The following is a 15,634-nucleotide window of genomic DNA, read 5'->3' as shown; positions in this document are numbered from 1 at the left end:
TTTCCGGGGAGCCCACCCGCTCGGGGCGGTCAGGCTTGATGCCGCCGCGGGTGGGCTCCCGCGGAAACCGTGCGCGCCCGCGCTGACGCTGCTGCCCGGTGGTGGGGCGGGTGTCTCCCGGTGTGCCGCCGCGTGGGCCTCGCTGGCCACCGGCCGGCTGGCGGTCTCGTCGGCCGCCGAGCCGTCGGGTGGGTCTCCGGTCAGGCCGGACGGCGCATCTGGAGTTCGCGCAGGGCGGGGATCCTCGGGTGGGGGACCCGGACCCCGGTGTCGACGAAGCCCAGCCGCTGGTAGGCCCGGTAGGCCCGGTCGTTGCCCACCACCACCTCCAGCAGCAGCTCCGGCCGTCCGCAGCCGCGGGACCATGCCGCGACCTCGTCGATCAGCGCGCCGAGCAGGCCGGTGCCGCGCCAGGACGGGGTCACGTAGACCGCGTAGATCACGGTCAGGCCGGGCTCGTCCGGGGCGGCGGTGCCGCCGGCGTGCCCGACCAGTCGCCCGCCGGGATCGGCGACGAACTGGGCGGTCCGGCAGCCCCGGGAGACCTCGGCGACCCGGGCGACGTACTCGGCGTGCGGGCGGGCGGCGGCCTGGGCGACCGTCTCCAGGAAGGCCAGCGGCGCGTCCGCCAGCATCTCCAGCCGCAGCGCCCGCATCCGGGCCGCGTCCTGGGGGTGGACCCGGTGGACGGGTGCCGGCGGGGCCGAGGCAGTCGTCATGTGGGCATGCATACCGCAGCGATGGCCGACGATGGGTAACCGGGTCGATACCCGTCTGGTTTCGCCCGATTTGTGGTCGTGCGCCGTCGTCACTCCTCGTGTAGCGTGCGATTTCGGTCACCGATTCAGCGGCCGTCGCCGATCGCCGAAACGGTGGCCGTCCGGTGCCGGCCCGCCGGCCTCCCGGGTTGTCGAACGCCGCTTGTGGAACGCCGCGCAGAGTGAGGAAGTGCACCGTGGCACAGGGCACCGTGAAGTGGTTCAACTCCGAAAAGGGCTACGGCTTCATCGCCGTCGACGGCGGGCAGGACGTCTTCGTCCACTTCTCCGCCATCGAGATGGACGGTTACAAGGCGCTGGACGACGGTCAGCGGGTGGAGTTCGAGATCGCCCAGGGGCAGAAGGGCCCGCAGGCCGAGCGGGTCCGCGTCATCGCCTGATTCCCGCCCGGTCCCGCCCGTCGGGCCACTTTCCCGCGGGGATGGTGGCACCGGTGGACAGCAGGGAAGATCATGAACCGTCCAGGCGTCCTCGCTGAGGAGGGTTCATGTCCGACCAGTCACCTTCGGGACCGCCCGACCCCGCTTCCGGGCCACCGAGCGGACCGCCGGACCCGGCGGCGTCCACCCCGCCGCCCGACCCGACCGCGCCCGCCCCGCCGACCGGCCCACCGGTGCCCCCGGCTCCGACGGATCCGACGGCGTCCGCTGCCCCGGCCGACTCCGGTGCGGGGTCCGGCTGGGCTGCCCCCACCTCCGGGCAGCCCGGCCCGCCGGACCCCGCACCATGGCCCGGCCAGCCGGGTGGATCGTGGCCGGGCCAGCCGGGTCAGCCCGGTCAGCCCGGTCAGCCGGGCGCGCCGTGGCCCGGTCAGCCGGGTGGATCGTGGCCCGGTCAGCCGGGCCAGCCGAGTGCGTCGTGGCCCGGTCAGCCCGGTCAGCCGGGTGGGTCGTGGCCGGGGGCGGGCCAGCCGTGGGAGCCGCCCGCCGGGCAGACTCCGCCGTGGGGGCAGCCCAGCGGGCAGTGGGGGCAGCCGGCGGGACAGCCGCCGGGGGACCCGTCCGCCGGGGCGCCGTCGGGCTGGGTCTTCCCGCCCACCGGCAACTTCCCGCCGGGTGCCGGGCCGTACGCCGGCTTCCCGCCGGGCTACCCGCCGGGCGGCGGCTACCCGCCGTACGCCGGGGTCGGTGCCTGGGATCCGCAGGACCCGCTGGTCAACCAGCCGCACGCCGGGGTGAACGGCTGGTTCGCCCGGTGCACCGGGGCGCTGCGCCGGGGCTGGCGGATCCTGCTGCCGCTGATGCTGCTCACCCAGGCCGTGCCCGCCGTGGCCGTGTCGCTGCTGTCGCTGGGCGCGGGACCCACCGACCAGTCGTTGCCGGCGGACGGCTCGCTGCCGGACGGCTACCTCGGCGAGGTGGCGATCTACGGCATCTCGGTCTTCCTGGTGGCGCTGGCGTTCGGGGTGGTGCAGAGCATCGGTTGGGCGGGCGGCACCTGGGTGGTGGCCCGGCAGGCCGCCGGCCAGCCGGTCGACCTGCCCGGGGCGCTGCGCTACGGCGGGCGTCGGTGTCTCGGGCTGTGGGGCTGGACGCTGGCGATGAGCGTGATCATCGGGGTCGGCGTCTGCCTCTGCGTGCTGCCCGGCATCTACCTCGCCTTCGCGCTCGCCCTGGCCGGTCCGGTGTACCTGTTCGAGCGGGAGAACCCGATCGGGCGCTCGTTCCGCTTCTTCCACGACCGGCTGGGCATCGTGCTCGGCCGGGTGGTGCTGGTGGCGGTGGTGGTGGTCCTCGGCAGCCTGGCCGGCGGGATGGTGGAGTCGGTCGGCACCCTGCCGTTCGGTACCGACCCGTTCACCGCGCCGGGCACCGCCGTGGGTGCGGTCCTGGCGATCCTGCTGAGTGCGGTGTTGGTGGTCCCGGTGTACCTGGTCCAGTTGGTCGGGCTGGTCGTCACGTACGCCGAGCAGCGGGCGTACGAGGGGCCGGTGAACGCCGCGCAACTGGCTGCGGAACTCGGCTGACCGGCTCGGTCGTGCTTGCACTCGGCAGGGGAGAGTGCTAAACAAGTCATTGGCACTCGCATACCGTGAGTGCCAATGGTCGGGGCGGTGGGGCCACGGTCGCGGTGACGTCCCAGACGTCGCCGGGGCACATGGCCGGTCGTCGCGGGCTATCCGGCCCGGCCGAAGGACGTCGTCGTCGCCAGGTGGCGACGTCCCAAGGTGCGTACACCAGGCGGCCCACCCGGGTCACAACTCGGGTGGCCCGTGAGTGTCCAGGAGGACAACGCCGTATGGCCAAGATGATCGCGTTCGACGAAGAGGCGCGCCGCGGCCTCGAGCGGGGCATGAACCAGCTCGCCGACGCCGTGAAGGTGACCCTCGGCCCCAAGGGCCGCAACGTCGTGCTCGAGAAGAAGTGGGGTGCCCCCACCATCACCAACGATGGTGTGAGCATCGCCAAGGAGATCGAGCTCGAGGACCCCTACGAGAAGATCGGCGCCGAGCTGGTCAAGGAGGTCGCCAAGAAGACCGACGACGTCGCCGGTGACGGCACGACGACGGCGACCGTCCTGGCCCAGGCCCTGGTCCGCGAGGGCCTGCGCAACGTGGCCGCGGGTGCCAACCCGATGGCCCTGAAGCGGGGCATCGAGGCCGCCGTGGCCAGCGTCTCGGAGGAGCTGTCCAAGCTCGCCAAGGACGTCGAGACCAAGGAGCAGATCGCCTCCACCGCCTCCATCTCCGCCGGTGACAGCACCGTCGGTGAGATCATCGCCGAGGCGATGGACAAGGTCGGCAAGGAAGGCGTCATCACCGTCGAGGAGAGCAACACCTTCGGCCTGGAGCTTGAGCTCACCGAGGGCATGCGCTTCGACAAGGGCTACATCTCCGCGTACTTCATGACCGACCCGGAGCGTATGGAGGCCGTCTTCGACGACCCGTACCTCCTGATCGTCAACAGCAAGATCTCGTCGGTGAAGGACCTGCTCCCGATCCTGGAGAAGGTCATGCAGTCGGGCAAGCCGCTGCTGATCATCTCCGAGGACATCGAGGGCGAGGCCCTGGCGACCCTGGTCGTCAACAAGGTCCGGGGCACCTTCAAGTCGGTCGCCGTCAAGGCGCCGGGCTTCGGTGACCGCCGCAAGGCCATGCTCGCCGACATCGCCATCCTCACCGGTGGCCAGGTCATCAGCGAGGAGGTCGGCCTCAAGCTGGACGCCGCCGGCCTCGACATGCTGGGCCGCGCCCGCAAGGTCGTGGTGACCAAGGACGAGACCACCATCGTCGACGGTGCCGGCGACGCCGACCAGATCCAGGGCCGGGTCAACCAGATCCGGGCCGAGATCGACAAGAGCGACTCCGACTACGACCGCGAGAAGCTGCAGGAGCGGCTGGCCAAGCTGGCCGGCGGTGTCGCGGTGATCAAGGTCGGCGCGGCCACCGAGGTCGAGCTGAAGGAGCGCAAGCACCGCATCGAGGACGCCGTCCGCAACGCGAAGGCCGCCGTCGAGGAGGGCATCGTCCCGGGTGGTGGCGTCGCGCTGGTGCAGGCCGGCAAGACCGCCTTCGACAAGCTGGACCTGGCCGGCGACGAGGCGACCGGCGCGCAGATCGTCAAGATCGCGCTGGACGCCCCGCTGCGGCAGATCGCCGTGAACGCCGGTCTGGAGGGTGGCGTGGTCGTGGAGCGCGTCCGCAACCTGGACGCCGGTCACGGCCTCAACGCCGCCAGCGGTGAGTACGTCGACCTGCTGGCCGCAGGCATCATCGACCCGGCCAAGGTGACCCGCTCGGCGCTGCAGAACGCCGCGTCGATCGCGGCGCTCTTCCTCACCACCGAGGCCGTCGTGGCGGACAAGCCGGAGAAGACCCCGGCCGCCCCGGCTGGCCCGGGTGGCGGGGACATGGACTTCTGAGTCCAGTTCCCACGCCGAAGGGGGCGGGCCGCGCGAGCGGTCCGCCCCCTTCCCCGTTCAGCGGGGCAGCGGTCGTCGGTTGCGCCGCCGCTCCGCCCGGCCGTGCGGCGGTGGGACCGGGACGGGCTCGTCGACCACGACCACCGGCTCGTCGGGCGCCAGGTCGTCGGCCCAGGTCATCTCCGCCAACTGCTCGGCGTCGCCGTAGTCCCGGCGGTCGAACGGCACCGAGGTGGGCCGGTCGCCGGTCGCCGTCCAGGTGGCGCGCTGAACGTCGTCGCTCTGTTCCTCGTCCGTGGTCATGGCCGCCTCCTCTACCGGAACGGTAGGTGGCGGCGATCACCCCACGCGGGTGAACGGCGTTATCAGGACCTATATCCTTTTCGCCCCGATGTCGGGTGGTTAGAGCGTCCGACGGTAGAGGAAGAAGACCCGCTCGATCCGCGCGCCCGCACTGCCCGAGTAGAACGGCACCGGCCCGACCCAGCCGATCTGCGCCGCGCCGATCCCGGCCGCCCGCTGGTCCCGCAGGCAGCGGCGCAGCAGCACCCCGCCGATGCCCGAGCCCGCCGCCGCCGGGGCGGTGCCCATCGGCCCGAACCAGCTCGGCCGCGACGATCCCCAGGCCGCGAAACCGAGGATCTCCCCGTCCCGCTCGGCCAGGTGGCAGCCCGCCCCGTCCCGGCCGACCGAGCCGGCCAACTCGGCGTCCCAGGCCCCGCCGAAGGTGGCCGCCGCGAACGCCGCCAGCGCCGGCAGGTCCGCCGGCTCCGCGCGGCGTACCGAGATCCGCTGGCCGGCCAGCCGCCGCTCCGCCGGCTCCGTGGTACGCAGCGCCGGCGAGTCCGGGTACGACAGGTCGGCCGTCATGTTCCACGCCGTACGGTCCTGCCGGTAGCCGAGCGCCTGGGCCAGGCACACCGCCGGGGTGTAGCGGACGTCCACGCCCGGCCAGCCGTAGTACGGCGGGTTCCCGGCCAGCAGCACCTCCACCGCGCCGAGGCCGGCGAACCGCCGCTCGGCCGCGGCCACCAGCGCCCGCCCGACCCCCCGGCGACGCCGGTCCGGCGCCACCGCCAGCAGGTCCACGTGCCCGAGCCGCCCGTCGGCCGCGCCGACCGACCCGACCAGCACCCCGACCAGGTCGTCCCCGACGTACGCGCCGAGCGCCAGCACCGGCCGGTCGGCGGCGGCCCGGGTCCAGAGGGCGTCCACCAGGGCGTCCGCCTCGGCGGCGTCCTCCGGCAGGTCGAGTGCGCGTCGGCAGAGCGCGACGGCGGCAGGCCCCTGGTCGGCGGCGAGTTCGGCGAGGGTGAAGTCGGGCTCCATGGTCGCCGACCCTAGATCAACCACCACCGGTGGGCGCAAGACCCGGTCAGCCCCGGACCGCCCGCACCGCCGCGTACGCGTCGACCAGCCCGGCCCCGGCGATGTCCGGCGTCCCGCCGCAGCCGTCCCCGGTGCTGTCCGGGCGGGCGCCCGCCCCGGCCGGGGTGGCCGTCTCGCGCAGGATCCGCCGGGTCCGGTCGAGGTCGCCCACCAGCGCCGGGTTCGCCGACCACATCAGCGCCACCACGCCCGCCACCTGCGGCGTCGCCATCGAGGTGCCGTCCAGCGTGGCGTACCCGCCGCCGGGCATCGCGGAGCGCACCGCCGCGCCCGGGGCGACCAGGTCCGGTTTGGCCGCCCCGCCCGGGGCCGGTCCCCGGCTGGAGAAGGAGGTCACGACGCGCCGCTCGTCGACCGCGCCCACCGTCAACACGTCCGGGTACGGCGCCGGCGGGTCGACGATCGACCCGCAGTACGGCCCGGTGTTCCCGGCGGCGGCCACCACCAGGATGCCGGCGGCGTCCAGCGCGGCGGTCGCCGGGCGCAACGCGCCCGGGTCGCAGCCCTCCACTGGCGGGCAGCCCCACGAGTTGGTCAGCACGTCCGGCGCCCGCTCCGGCCGGCCGTCGGTGAACGGGTCGCCGCCGGCCGGGAAGGGCGCCAGCATGAACTGGAGACAGTCCAGGTAGTGCGCCGGGCTGCCCAGGTTGCGGGCCAGGTCGACGCAGCCCACCCACTGCGCACCGGGGGCCACCCCGATGCCGCCCCGTCCCACCGCGCTGCCCGTGGTGTGGGTGCCGTGGCCACCGGCGTCGGTCGGGGCGCGGGTGTGGTCCCACGGGTCGTACCAGGAGTCGTCGCCGCCCCGGAAGTTGGCGGCCAGCGCCGGATGGCCGCCGTCGACGCCGGAGTCGGAGCTGCCGACCACGATCCCGGTGCCGGTGACGCCCAACTCCGACCAGACCCGGTCGGCGCCGATCATCCGGATGTTCCACTCGGGTCCCGACGGCGCCGGTTGGTCGCCCCGGGTCGTCGGGGCCGGTGCGGGCAGTGGCCGGAGCCGCTGGCTGACCAGCACCCGGTCCACCTCCGGTCGGCCGGCGAGCCAGGCCCGCACCGCCGGGCCACCGTCGGTCTCGATCGCGTTGACCAGGTAGTAGGGCGTCGGGTCGAGGCCCAGCCGGCCCAGGTCCCGACGCAGGTCACCCTGGGTCCGCTCGGCGGTGGCCACCAACCGGCGGTAGACCTCCGTGGCCCGGGCGTCGCGGCCGTCCCGGCCCGGGGCACCGGCGAGGATCCCGGTGAGGTCGGCCTGCGCGCGGAGCACCACCAGCAGGCGTTCGCCGTACAGGCCGGGTTGACCGGCCGCCAGGTCGACCGCGCCGACCGCGACCAGCAGGACCACGGCGACCGCGGCGGCGACCGGCCGGCGGGGGGCCCGCCCGCGCGGGCGGGCGAGCAGCACGCCGTACCCGACGGCGAGCCCGGCCGCGACGGCGAGCCCGACGCCGGCCGCGACCGCCACCCAGTACGGCACGTCGCGGCCGGTGGCCAGCAGGATCGAGATCTCCTCCGGGTCGGTGAGGGCCAGCGGGCCGAACACCGCCAGCCCGACCAGCCAGCGGACCGGTGCCCGCCCGGCCGGCGCTCCGGCCCGGCGGGCCGCGACCTGGCAGGCGCCCAGCACGAAACCGGCCGGCGGCAGGACCAGCAGCGCGGGAAGTTGCGAGCCGGACTGGCCGGTGCCGGCGGCGAGCAGCAGCAGGACCACCCCGGCGACCAGGCCGCCGACCAGCACGGTACGCGCGGCCCGGGGTGGCCCGTCGCCGGCGAAGGGGGACCAGAACCCGTTGTCGAGGAGCGCCCCGGCCAGCCCGCCGACCGCCGCCGCGGCGAGGGCGGCGAGCACCGTCTCCAGCAACCCGCCCAGCGCGCCGAGCCACACCCAGGGCAGCAGCAGGGCCAACCCGGCGGCCACCGCCAACAGGGTGACCGACCGGGGCCGGGCACCGCCGCCGCCGGGCCGGAGCCGGTCCGCGCCGGCCCGGCGGGTCCCCTGGTGGGGACGGGCCGCACCGGGTGTGCGGGCCACCAGCACGGCGAGCAGGGCCGCCGTCACGGCCAGGGCGGCGAGGTACCCCTCGTGGTGCACCGGCGGAATCGCCCGCAGCAGCCCGAGCGCGGCCAGGGCGACCGCCGCCGCCAGCCAGGCCCGCCCGGTGGTCCGGACCGGCACCGAGCGGGGGAGCAGGGCCAGCAGCAGCGCGGGTATGCCGACCAGCATGGCGGTGACCAGCGCGATCGCCGGCCAGAGCCACACCCACCGGTCCCGCCCGCCGGCCACCAGCACCTGCTCGACCGTCCAGCCCACGGCCTGTAGCAGCACGGTGAGGGTGACCGTCCAGCCACCGGCCAGTGCGGCGGCCACCACCGGCCACGGGCCGGTGGGCCGCTCGGTGCCGGGCGAGGCGCCGTAGCCCGGCGGCGGTGGTGTGTCGGCCAGCATCCGGAAACAGTACGACGTCCCGGCCCGGCACCGGCGTCGGTCGCGCCGCACCCGGGCTGATCTCGGCGAGCTCCGGGCCTGCTGCGGGCGGTCCGGGCCGGTTACGGTGGACGGGTGCGCGACCCCAACGTGACCCGATCCGCCGCCGGCCAACTCTCCCCGCAGCGCCGCGCCGAGGACCTGCGCCGGCTCCGGGCCGAGCGGTTCGACGTGCTGGTCATCGGCGGCGGGGTGACCGGGGCGGGCGCGGCCCTGGACGCCGCCTCCCGGGGGCTCAAGGTCGCCCTGGTCGAGGCCCGCGACTTCGCCGCCGGCACCTCCAGCCGGTCCAGCAAGCTGATCCACGGCGGCCTGCGCTACCTGGAGCAACTGGAGTTCCACCTGGTGCACGAGGCGCTGACCGAGCGCGGCCTGCTCGCCACCCGGCTCGCCCCGCACCTGGTCCGGCCGGTGCCGATCCTGGTCCCCCTCCCCGCCGGCCAGGGCCTACGCGACCTGCCCGCCCGGCTCTTCCGCCGCTCCTACTACGGCGCCGGGGTGGCCGCCTACGACGCCTTCGCCGGGCTGTTCGGCGGGGGCCGGGGCATGCCGCTGCACCGGCACCTGACCCGCGAGGGCGCCCGTCGCGTCTTTCCCAGCCTGCGGGCCGAGGGGCTGGCCGGGGCCATCCGCTACTACGACGGCCAGGTCGACGACGCCCGGTTGGTGGTGACCCTGGCCCGCACCGCGGCCAGCCTCGGCGCCACCGTGGTGACCAGCGCCCGCGCCGTCGGCCTGGTCCGGCAGGCCCGGGAGGTCACCGGCGTCCGGGTCCGTGACCTGGAGGCCCCCGCCGGCTCTCCGGACGCCGAGTTCGAGGTACGTGCCCGCACCGTCATCGGCGCGACCGGGGTGTGGAGCGACGACATGTCCCGGATGCTCAACGACGTCGGGCTGCGGCCCGGCATCCGGGTCCGCGCCTCCAAGGGAGTGCACCTCGTGGTGCCCCGCTCCGCGATCACCGGCGAGGCCGGGCTGATCCTGCGTACCGCGACCAGCGTGCTCTTCGTCATCCCCTGGGGCGGGCACTGGATCATCGGCACCACCGACACCGACTGGCGGCTCGACCGGTCCCACCCGGCCGCCTCCGCCCGCGACATCCAGTACCTGCTCGACCAGGTCAACACGGTGCTCGAACGGCCCCTGTCCACCTCGGACATCGAGGGCGTCTACGCCGGGCTGCGCCCGCTGCTGGCCGGCGAGGCCGACTCCACCTCCAAGCTCTCCCGCGAGCACGCGGTCTTCGAACCGATGCTCGGGCTGCTGCTGGTCGCCGGGGGCAAATACACGACGTACCGGGTGATGGCCACCGACGTGGTCGACCGGGCCGCCCACCGGCTCGGCGGCGTGCGCCCCTCACGCACCGCCGACCTGCCGCTGCTCGGGGCCGACGGGTACGCCTCGATGTGGCGGGACCGGGCCGACCTGGCCCGCCGGCACGGGGTTCCGGTCGGGGTGGTCGAGCACCTGCTGGAGCGGTACGGCACGCTCGCCCTGGAACTGCTGGCGCTGATCGACGCCGATCCACTGCTCGCCTCGCCGCTGGCCGGCGCCCCGGAATACCTCGCCGCCGAGGTGACCTACGCGGCCCGCGCCGAGGGGGCGCTGCACCTGGAGGACGTGCTGACCCGGCGTACCCGGATCTCCTTCGAGACGACGCACCGGGGGCTGGAGTCGGCCGGGCACACCGCGGAGCTGATGGGCGCGGTGCTCGGCTGGGACGCGGCCACCCGGGCGCGGGAGGTCGCGCACTACCGGGCCCGGGTCGAGGCGGAGCGGGAGTCCCAGTCGATGCCGGACGACGCGACCGCCGACGCGGCCCGGCTCGGGGCGCCCGACGTCCGGGGTTTCGCCGCCGACCGGGGTGTCGACGGCGACAGCGCCGAACTGCCCACCTCGTCCCGCTGACCCCGCCGCCGCGCGGGCGCGCTCAGAGCACCTTGCCCGGGTTGAGCAACCCGGTCGGGTCCAGCGCCGCCTTGATCGCCTGGTGCACCCGGACGCCCACCGGGCCGATCTCGCGGGCCAGCCAGTCCCGCTTGAGCAGCCCGACGCCGTGCTCGCCGGTGCAGGTGCCGCCGAGTTCCAGCCCGAGCCGCATGATCGCGTCGAAGGCCCGCCGGCCCCGGTCCAGGCTCGCCGGGTCGGCCCGGTCGACCACGATGTTCGGGTGCAGGTTGCCGTCTCCGGCGTGGCCGACCACCCCGATCGGCACGTCGCACTCCTCGGCGATCCGGGCCACCCCGTCGAGGAGCGCGGCGAGCGACCCGCGCGGCACCGCCACGTCGTCGATCACCAGGCCGCCGTTGCCGTCCGGGAAGGTGTCCGCGGCGAACTTCTCCATCGCCGGGTGGGCCAGCCGGCGGGCCTGGAGCAGCGCCGCCGCCTCCACCGCGTCGGTGGCCGCGTAGACCTCCTCGGCCCCGGCCGCCTCGCAGACCTCGGCGAGCCGGGCCAGGTCGTCCGCCGCCCGGGGGCCGGTGTCCGCGGCGGCGAGCAGCAGCGCCTGCGCGTCGGTCCGCAACCCCATCGGCCGGTACGCCTCGATCGCCCGCAGGTGCGTGCGGTCGAGCAGTTCCAGCAGGCTCGGGGTGAGCCCGTTCGCGGCGATCCCGGCCACCGCCGTGCCCGCCTCGGCGGTGGAGCCGAAGACCGCCACCATGGTCAGCGACTCCTCGGGCGCGGGCCGCAGCGACACGGTGACCTCGGTGATCACGCCCAGGGTGCCCTCGGAGCCGACGAAGAGCCGGGTCAGGTCGTACCCGGCGACGCCCTTGGCGGTACGCCGGCCGGTGCGCAGCACCTCGCCGGAGGCGAGCACCACCTCCAGCCCGAGGACGTACTCGGTGGTCACCCCGTACTTGACGCAGCACATCCCGCCGGCGTTGGTGGCGACGTTGCCGCCGATGGTGGACGACTCCCAGGAGCCCGGGTCCGGCGGGTAGTAGAGCCCCTGCTCGCGGACCGCCCCGGCCAGCGTCGCGTTCACCACCCCGGGCTGCACGACGGCGAGCCGGGCCACCGGGTCGATCTCCCGGATCCGGTCCATCGCGACGGTGCTCAGCACCACCGCGCCGTCCACCGCGTTCGCCGCGCCGGCCAGCCCGGTCCGCGCCCCCTGCGGCACCACCGGTACGCCGTGCCGGGCCGCCGCCCGGACCACCGCCACCACCTCGCCGGTGTCGCGGGGGCGGACGACGGCCAGCGGCATGCCGGCCGCGCAGAGGTCCGCCTCGTCGCGCTGGTGCATCCGGAGCAGGTCCGGATCGGTGTGGACGGCGTCGTCGCCGAGCGCCGCCCGCAGGTCGTCGAGGAGGGGGGATCCAGCCATGCGGGGAAGGCTAACCGGCGGCTAGATTGGCCGCCATGCTGTACCTGGACCGGCCGGCCTGGCCGTGGCGGGGGCGGCTCTGGTCGCACCTGATCAGCGACGTCTCCCCGGCCGAGCTGCACGTCTTCGCCGAGGTGCTCGGCGTGCCCCGGCGCGGCTTCGACCGGGACCACTACGACATCCCGGCGGACCGGTTCGCCATGGCGGTCTGGCTCGGCGCCCGGGTGGTGCCCGGCCGGGAGATCGTGCGCCTGCTGTACGCCGCGGGCCTGCGTCGACCCAGACACCTCGCCCGCCGCACCGCCCCCGGTCCGCTGGGCCGGTCAGCGCAGGGTGGCCAGTTCGCGGGTGAGGTTGGCGCGGGCGGCGGCCTCCCACCGGCCGGCCAGCGGGGGTAGCCGGAAGAGGGCGGGCAGGGCGAGCAGGCCGTCGAGGACCCGCGCCCGGCCGGCGCGGAAGTCCGGCTCCGGTACGTGTGCGTACTCGGCGCGGATCGCGGCGGCGTACCCGTCGTACCGCTCGGCGGGCGCGGCCAGGATCGACAGGTCGGCGTCGCAGAGCAGCGCGCCGTCGTGGTCGCCGGGGGCGACCGCGTGCCCGGCGGTGAGCAGCACCAGCCGGCGGACCTCGGCCACCGTGGCGGCCGGCACGCCGAGCCCGGTGAGCAGCCCGCTGGCCAGTTCCGCGCTGGCCCGTTCGTTGGCGTCCCCGCCGGCCCGTGGGTCGTAGACGGCGTCGTGGGTCCAGGCGGCGAGCCGGACCAGTTCCGGCCGGTCGGCGAGGTCGGCGTACCGGTCCACCACGGCCAGCACCGCCCGCAGGTGACGGTCGGTGTGGTAGCGCCGGTGCGGCTCCCGCCAGCGGGTCAGCAGCGCCGTTCCGGCGGCGGCCAGCGCCGGGGTGTCGGTCGCCCCGGCGGTGCGGGCCGCCGTCCGCCACCGGTCGATCAGCTCGGTCACCCCGCCGAGTCTGCCGCACCCTGGCCGGAGGCCACCCGGCAGATCCGCGGCACCCGGCGCGGATGAAGCGGTGTGCCCCGGGTAGTCCCCGCCATGGCCGTGGCCCGGGACCGACGACCGTCACTGATCCGACGCGCCGGCCTGCGCGACGGCGTGACGGACGCCGACTCGGCCCGGATCGCCGCGGCGATGGATCAGCTACGCCAGCGCAGCAGGGCGACCCTGCACGACCGACTGCACCGGGTCCGGATGGCGATGGGGCTGGCCGTGCAGGCCGGGCTGGCCGCCGCGCTGGCCTGGATCGTCTCCCACCACCTGCTGGGCAACCCGCAGCCGGTCTTCGCGCCGATCTCGGCGGTGGGCACGCTGGCCGCGTCGGTGGGCCAGCGGCTGCGCCGGACCGTCGAGCTGATCATCGGGGTGGCGGTCGGGGTGTTCCTCGGCGACGTCCTGATCTACTTCCTGGGCACCGGGGGGTGGCAGCTCGGGTTGGTGGTGACCGCCGCGATCCTGCTCACCATCTTCTTCGGCGCGAGTGTGGCGATCGTGATCCAGGCCGCCGCCACGGCGGTGCTGATCGTCACCCTCAGCCCGTCCACCGCGAACCTGGAGCTGCCCCGGTTCATCGACGCGTTCGTCGGTGGCGGTATCGCGCTGCTGGTCACGGCGCTCCTGCTGCCCCTCAACCCGCTCCGGGTGATCAACCGGGCCGCCCGGCCGGCGCTGGATCTGCTCTCCGGCCAGCTCGACGTCTGCGCCCAGGCGCTGCGCGAGCGGGACCGGTCCACCGCCCAGCGGGCCCTGGAACGGCTCCGGGAGAACAAGGAGGAGCTGGCCACCTTCACCGAGGCGATCGAGGGGGCGAAGGAGACCAGCACGCTCTCGCCGGCCCGGTGGCACCGGCGCAGCGAACTGACCCACTACGCCGAGGCCGCCGACCCGATCGACCGGGCGATGCGTAACACCGGCACCCTGATCCGGCGCGCGGTCACCATGATCGAGGACGAGGAGCCGGTGCCCGAGCCGATGCCCGAGGCGGTGGCCCACCTGGCCGAGTCGGTCCGCCTGCTGCGGCACGAGTTCGCCGTCGGCGAGGAGCCGCAGAAGGCCCGCGAGCGGTCGCTGCGCGCGGTCAGCGAGGCCGGCCGGGCGTACACGCAGGGGGTCGGCTTCTCCGGCAGCGTGGTGGTCGCCCAGGTGCGTACCACCGCCAGTGACCTGATCGTCGCCTCCGGCATCGACCAGGAGGAGGCCAACCGGCTGGTCCGGCAGGCATTCGGCGACCAGGACAAACCGGACGGCACCCCGGCTGAGCACAACGCCCCGCCGAAGCCCCCGACCGCCCCGCCGCTCGGCTAGCGCCCGGCCCGGTCAGCGCGGCGCGAGCGCGCCGAGGCCGGCCAGCAGGAGGTCCACGTCCACGGGCGTGCTGCCCAGCCCCACACTGGCCCGCAGCGCGGTCGGCGGCAGGTCGGCGCGTCCGCTGCGGGCCGCCGCCTCGGCGAGCAGCCGCCGGGCCAGCGGGTGGGCGCAGAACAGCCCGTCGCGCAGCCCGATCCGGTGCTCCCGGGCCAGCTCGGCGGCCACCTCGGCGGAGTCCCGGCCGGCGAGCACGAACGAGACGATGCCGACCCGGGGCGCGTCCGGGCCGAAGGCGCGCAGCTCCACCGCGCCCGGCAGGGCGGCCAGCCCGGCGCGGAGTCGGGTCAGTAGCCGCTGCTCGTGGGCGTGCAGCGCGTCCCGGTCGGCCCCGGCCAGCGACTGACAGACCGCGGCGAGGGCGACCGCGCCGAGCAGGTTCGGGGTACCGCCCTCGTGCCGGGCGGGGCCGGTGGTCCAGCGCACCTCGTGGGTGGCCGACCCGACGTGGCTGGTGGCACCCCCACCGGCCAGGTACGGCGGGGCGGCGTCCAGCCAGTCGGCCCGGCCGAGCAGCACCCCCGCGCCGAACGGGGCGTACAGTTTGTGGCCGGAGACGGCCAGGTAGTCGACGTCCAGCGCGGCGGCGTCGACCGGCGCGTGCGGGGCGAGCTGGGCGGCGTCGACGACGGTCCGGGCGTCGTGCCGGCGGGCCACCCGGGCCAGCTCGGCCACCGGCCAGCGTTCCCCGGTCACGTTGCTCGCCCCGGTCACCGCCACCAGCACCGGGGTGGCCGCCGTGCCCCGGCGCAGCTCGGTGAGGGCGGCGTCCAGCGCCCGGACCGCCCCGGCGGGGCTCGCCGGCACCGGCAGCCGTACCGAGCCGCGCGGCCAGGGCAGCAGGTTGGCGTGGTGCTCGGCGGCGAAGGTGACCACGGTGGTGCCGGCGGGCAGCGCCCGGGACAGCAGGTTCAGCGCGTCGGTGGTGTTGCGGGTGAAGACCACGTGGTCGTCGGGGCGGGCGCCGAGGAAGTCGCCGACGGTCTGCCGGGCCCGCTCGTAGGCCAGCGTGCAGCGCCGCGACAGCGCTCCCGCGCCCCGGTGCACGCTGGCGTACCAGGGCAGCAGCTCGGCCACCGCGTCGGCCGCGGCCCGCGCGCACGGCGCGCTGGCGGCATGGTCCAGGTTGACCTGCCCGGGTACGCCGAGCACGGCGAGCGGGTCCGCCCCGGCGGTCGCCGCCGGAGCCGGCGGGTACGGGGCGGGTGGGACGAGGGTGACGGCCATGACGACGCCTCCAGGGGTCCTGGGGACCCCGGGGGTGGGCACACCGGGACGGGGTCCGCGCTTGCCCAGCTCGCGGATCGGGCTGGGCCCGGTCATCACCCGGGGCACCCCACCGCGAACCTCGACGAGGGTTGCCGGCCAGCAGGCCGGGGCTTGACGCTGGCGCTCGTGACCTGGCCGCAGC

13 protein-coding genes and 1 riboswitch are annotated in these 15,634 nt (G+C 75.6%); of the genes, 6 read left to right on the top strand and 7 right to left on the bottom strand.

Annotated elements, in window-relative coordinates; all coding sequences use genetic code 11:
* Window positions 1-200: 200 nt before the first annotated feature.
* Window positions 201-719 carry a GNAT family N-acetyltransferase gene (locus ACIQG9_RS07655; protein ID WP_400399088.1) on the bottom strand — a complete coding sequence of 173 codons (519 nt, stop codon included), beginning with the start codon at window positions 717-719 and terminating at the stop codon, window positions 201-203.
* A gap of 236 nt (window positions 720-955) precedes the next feature.
* Between ACIQG9_RS07655 and ACIQG9_RS07650 the strand changes: the two genes are divergently transcribed.
* From ACIQG9_RS07650 to groL, 3 genes are all read left to right on the top strand, one after another.
* Window positions 956-1,159, top strand: a complete 204-nt coding sequence (locus ACIQG9_RS07650; RefSeq protein WP_067305333.1) for a cold-shock protein — start codon at window positions 956-958, stop codon at window positions 1,157-1,159.
* A 107-nt stretch (window positions 1,160-1,266) separates the two neighbouring features.
* Window positions 1,267-2,745 carry a hypothetical protein gene (locus tag ACIQG9_RS07645; protein WP_400399087.1) on the top strand — a complete coding sequence of 493 codons (1,479 nt, stop codon included), beginning with the start codon at window positions 1,267-1,269 and terminating at the stop codon, window positions 2,743-2,745.
* A 272-nt stretch (window positions 2,746-3,017) separates the two neighbouring features.
* Window positions 3,018-4,640 (top strand): chaperonin GroEL, encoded by a 1,623-nt coding sequence (groL, locus tag ACIQG9_RS07640; protein WP_400399086.1) that lies wholly within the window; start codon window positions 3,018-3,020, stop codon window positions 4,638-4,640.
* Window positions 4,641-4,697: 57 nt separating this feature from the next.
* On the opposite strand, the gene ACIQG9_RS07635 is transcribed toward groL, so the two are convergent.
* The 3 genes from ACIQG9_RS07635 to ACIQG9_RS07625 form a co-directional block, all read right to left on the bottom strand.
* Window positions 4,698-4,943 (bottom strand): hypothetical protein, encoded by a 246-nt coding sequence (locus ACIQG9_RS07635; RefSeq protein ID WP_400399085.1) that lies wholly within the window; start codon window positions 4,941-4,943, stop codon window positions 4,698-4,700.
* Between the two features lie 99 nt (window positions 4,944-5,042).
* Entirely contained in the window at window positions 5,043-5,969 is a 927-nt protein-coding gene (locus ACIQG9_RS07630; RefSeq protein WP_400399084.1) for a GNAT family N-acetyltransferase, read from the bottom strand.
* Window positions 5,970-6,015: 46 nt separating this feature from the next.
* Window positions 6,016-8,475 (bottom strand): S8 family serine peptidase, encoded by a 2,460-nt coding sequence (locus ACIQG9_RS07625; protein ID WP_400399083.1) that lies wholly within the window; start codon window positions 8,473-8,475, stop codon window positions 6,016-6,018.
* A 114-nt stretch (window positions 8,476-8,589) separates the two neighbouring features.
* Here ACIQG9_RS07625 and ACIQG9_RS07620 point away from each other — a divergent pair, with 114 nt between their 5' ends.
* Window positions 8,590-10,422, top strand: a complete 1,833-nt coding sequence (locus tag ACIQG9_RS07620) for a glycerol-3-phosphate dehydrogenase/oxidase (protein WP_400399082.1) — start codon at window positions 8,590-8,592, stop codon at window positions 10,420-10,422.
* Between the two features lie 22 nt (window positions 10,423-10,444).
* Here ACIQG9_RS07620 and ACIQG9_RS07615 read toward each other — a convergent pair whose 3' ends face one another.
* Entirely contained in the window at window positions 10,445-11,845 is a 1,401-nt protein-coding gene (locus ACIQG9_RS07615) for an FAD-binding oxidoreductase (RefSeq protein WP_400399081.1), read from the bottom strand.
* Window positions 11,846-11,880: 35 nt separating this feature from the next.
* Here ACIQG9_RS07615 and ACIQG9_RS07610 point away from each other — a divergent pair, with 35 nt between their 5' ends.
* Window positions 11,881-12,243 (top strand): DUF4031 domain-containing protein, encoded by a 363-nt coding sequence (locus ACIQG9_RS07610; RefSeq protein WP_400399080.1) that lies wholly within the window; start codon window positions 11,881-11,883, stop codon window positions 12,241-12,243.
* Here the strand turns inward: ACIQG9_RS07610 and ACIQG9_RS07605 are convergent.
* Window positions 12,169-12,804 carry a metal-dependent phosphohydrolase gene (locus tag ACIQG9_RS07605; protein WP_400399079.1) on the bottom strand — a complete coding sequence of 212 codons (636 nt, stop codon included), beginning with the start codon at window positions 12,802-12,804 and terminating at the stop codon, window positions 12,169-12,171. The genes ACIQG9_RS07610 and ACIQG9_RS07605 overlap by 75 nt on opposite strands.
* Window positions 12,805-12,903: 99 nt before the next feature.
* Between ACIQG9_RS07605 and ACIQG9_RS07600 the strand changes: the two genes are divergently transcribed.
* The gene (locus tag ACIQG9_RS07600) at window positions 12,904-14,163 is read left to right on the top strand and encodes an aromatic acid exporter family protein (protein WP_400399290.1); all 1,260 of its coding nucleotides are present in this window, start codon (window positions 12,904-12,906) and stop codon (window positions 14,161-14,163) included.
* A 12-nt stretch (window positions 14,164-14,175) separates the two neighbouring features.
* Here ACIQG9_RS07600 and ACIQG9_RS07595 read toward each other — a convergent pair whose 3' ends face one another.
* Window positions 14,176-15,450, bottom strand: a complete 1,275-nt coding sequence (locus ACIQG9_RS07595; RefSeq protein WP_400399078.1) for an aminotransferase class V-fold PLP-dependent enzyme — start codon at window positions 15,448-15,450, stop codon at window positions 14,176-14,178.
* Between the two features lie 52 nt (window positions 15,451-15,502).
* Window positions 15,503-15,624: riboswitch (SAM riboswitch) on the bottom strand.
* Between the last annotated feature and the right edge of the window lie 10 nt (window positions 15,625-15,634).

The organism is Micromonospora sp. NPDC092111, assembly GCF_044755745.1.
Taxonomy (GTDB): Bacteria; Actinomycetota; Actinomycetes; order Mycobacteriales; family Micromonosporaceae; genus Micromonospora.
Note: the sequence above shows the minus strand (reverse complement) of the source record. Positions and strands in the feature narration are given on the sequence as shown.

What these genes read in the sequence shown, in the direction of transcription:
- ACIQG9_RS07655 (WP_400399088.1), bottom strand. Translation starts at nt 719, where the DNA reads ATGACGACTGCCTCGGCCCCGCCGGCACCCGTCCACCGGGTCCACCCC.
- ACIQG9_RS07645 (WP_400399087.1), top strand. Translation starts at nt 1,267, where the DNA reads ATGTCCGACCAGTCACCTTCGGGACCGCCCGACCCCGCTTCCGGGCCA.
- groL (WP_400399086.1), top strand. Translation starts at nt 3,018, where the DNA reads ATGGCCAAGATGATCGCGTTCGACGAAGAGGCGCGCCGCGGCCTCGAG.
- ACIQG9_RS07635 (WP_400399085.1), bottom strand. Translation starts at nt 4,943, where the DNA reads ATGACCACGGACGAGGAACAGAGCGACGACGTTCAGCGCGCCACCTGG.
- ACIQG9_RS07630 (WP_400399084.1), bottom strand. Translation starts at nt 5,969, where the DNA reads ATGGAGCCCGACTTCACCCTCGCCGAACTCGCCGCCGACCAGGGGCCT.
- ACIQG9_RS07625 (WP_400399083.1), bottom strand. Translation starts at nt 8,475, where the DNA reads ATGCTGGCCGACACACCACCGCCGCCGGGCTACGGCGCCTCGCCCGGC.
- ACIQG9_RS07615 (WP_400399081.1), bottom strand. Translation starts at nt 11,845, where the DNA reads ATGGCTGGATCCCCCCTCCTCGACGACCTGCGGGCGGCGCTCGGCGAC.
- ACIQG9_RS07610 (WP_400399080.1), top strand. Translation starts at nt 11,881, where the DNA reads ATGCTGTACCTGGACCGGCCGGCCTGGCCGTGGCGGGGGCGGCTCTGG.
- ACIQG9_RS07595 (WP_400399078.1), bottom strand. Translation starts at nt 15,450, where the DNA reads ATGGCCGTCACCCTCGTCCCACCCGCCCCGTACCCGCCGGCTCCGGCG.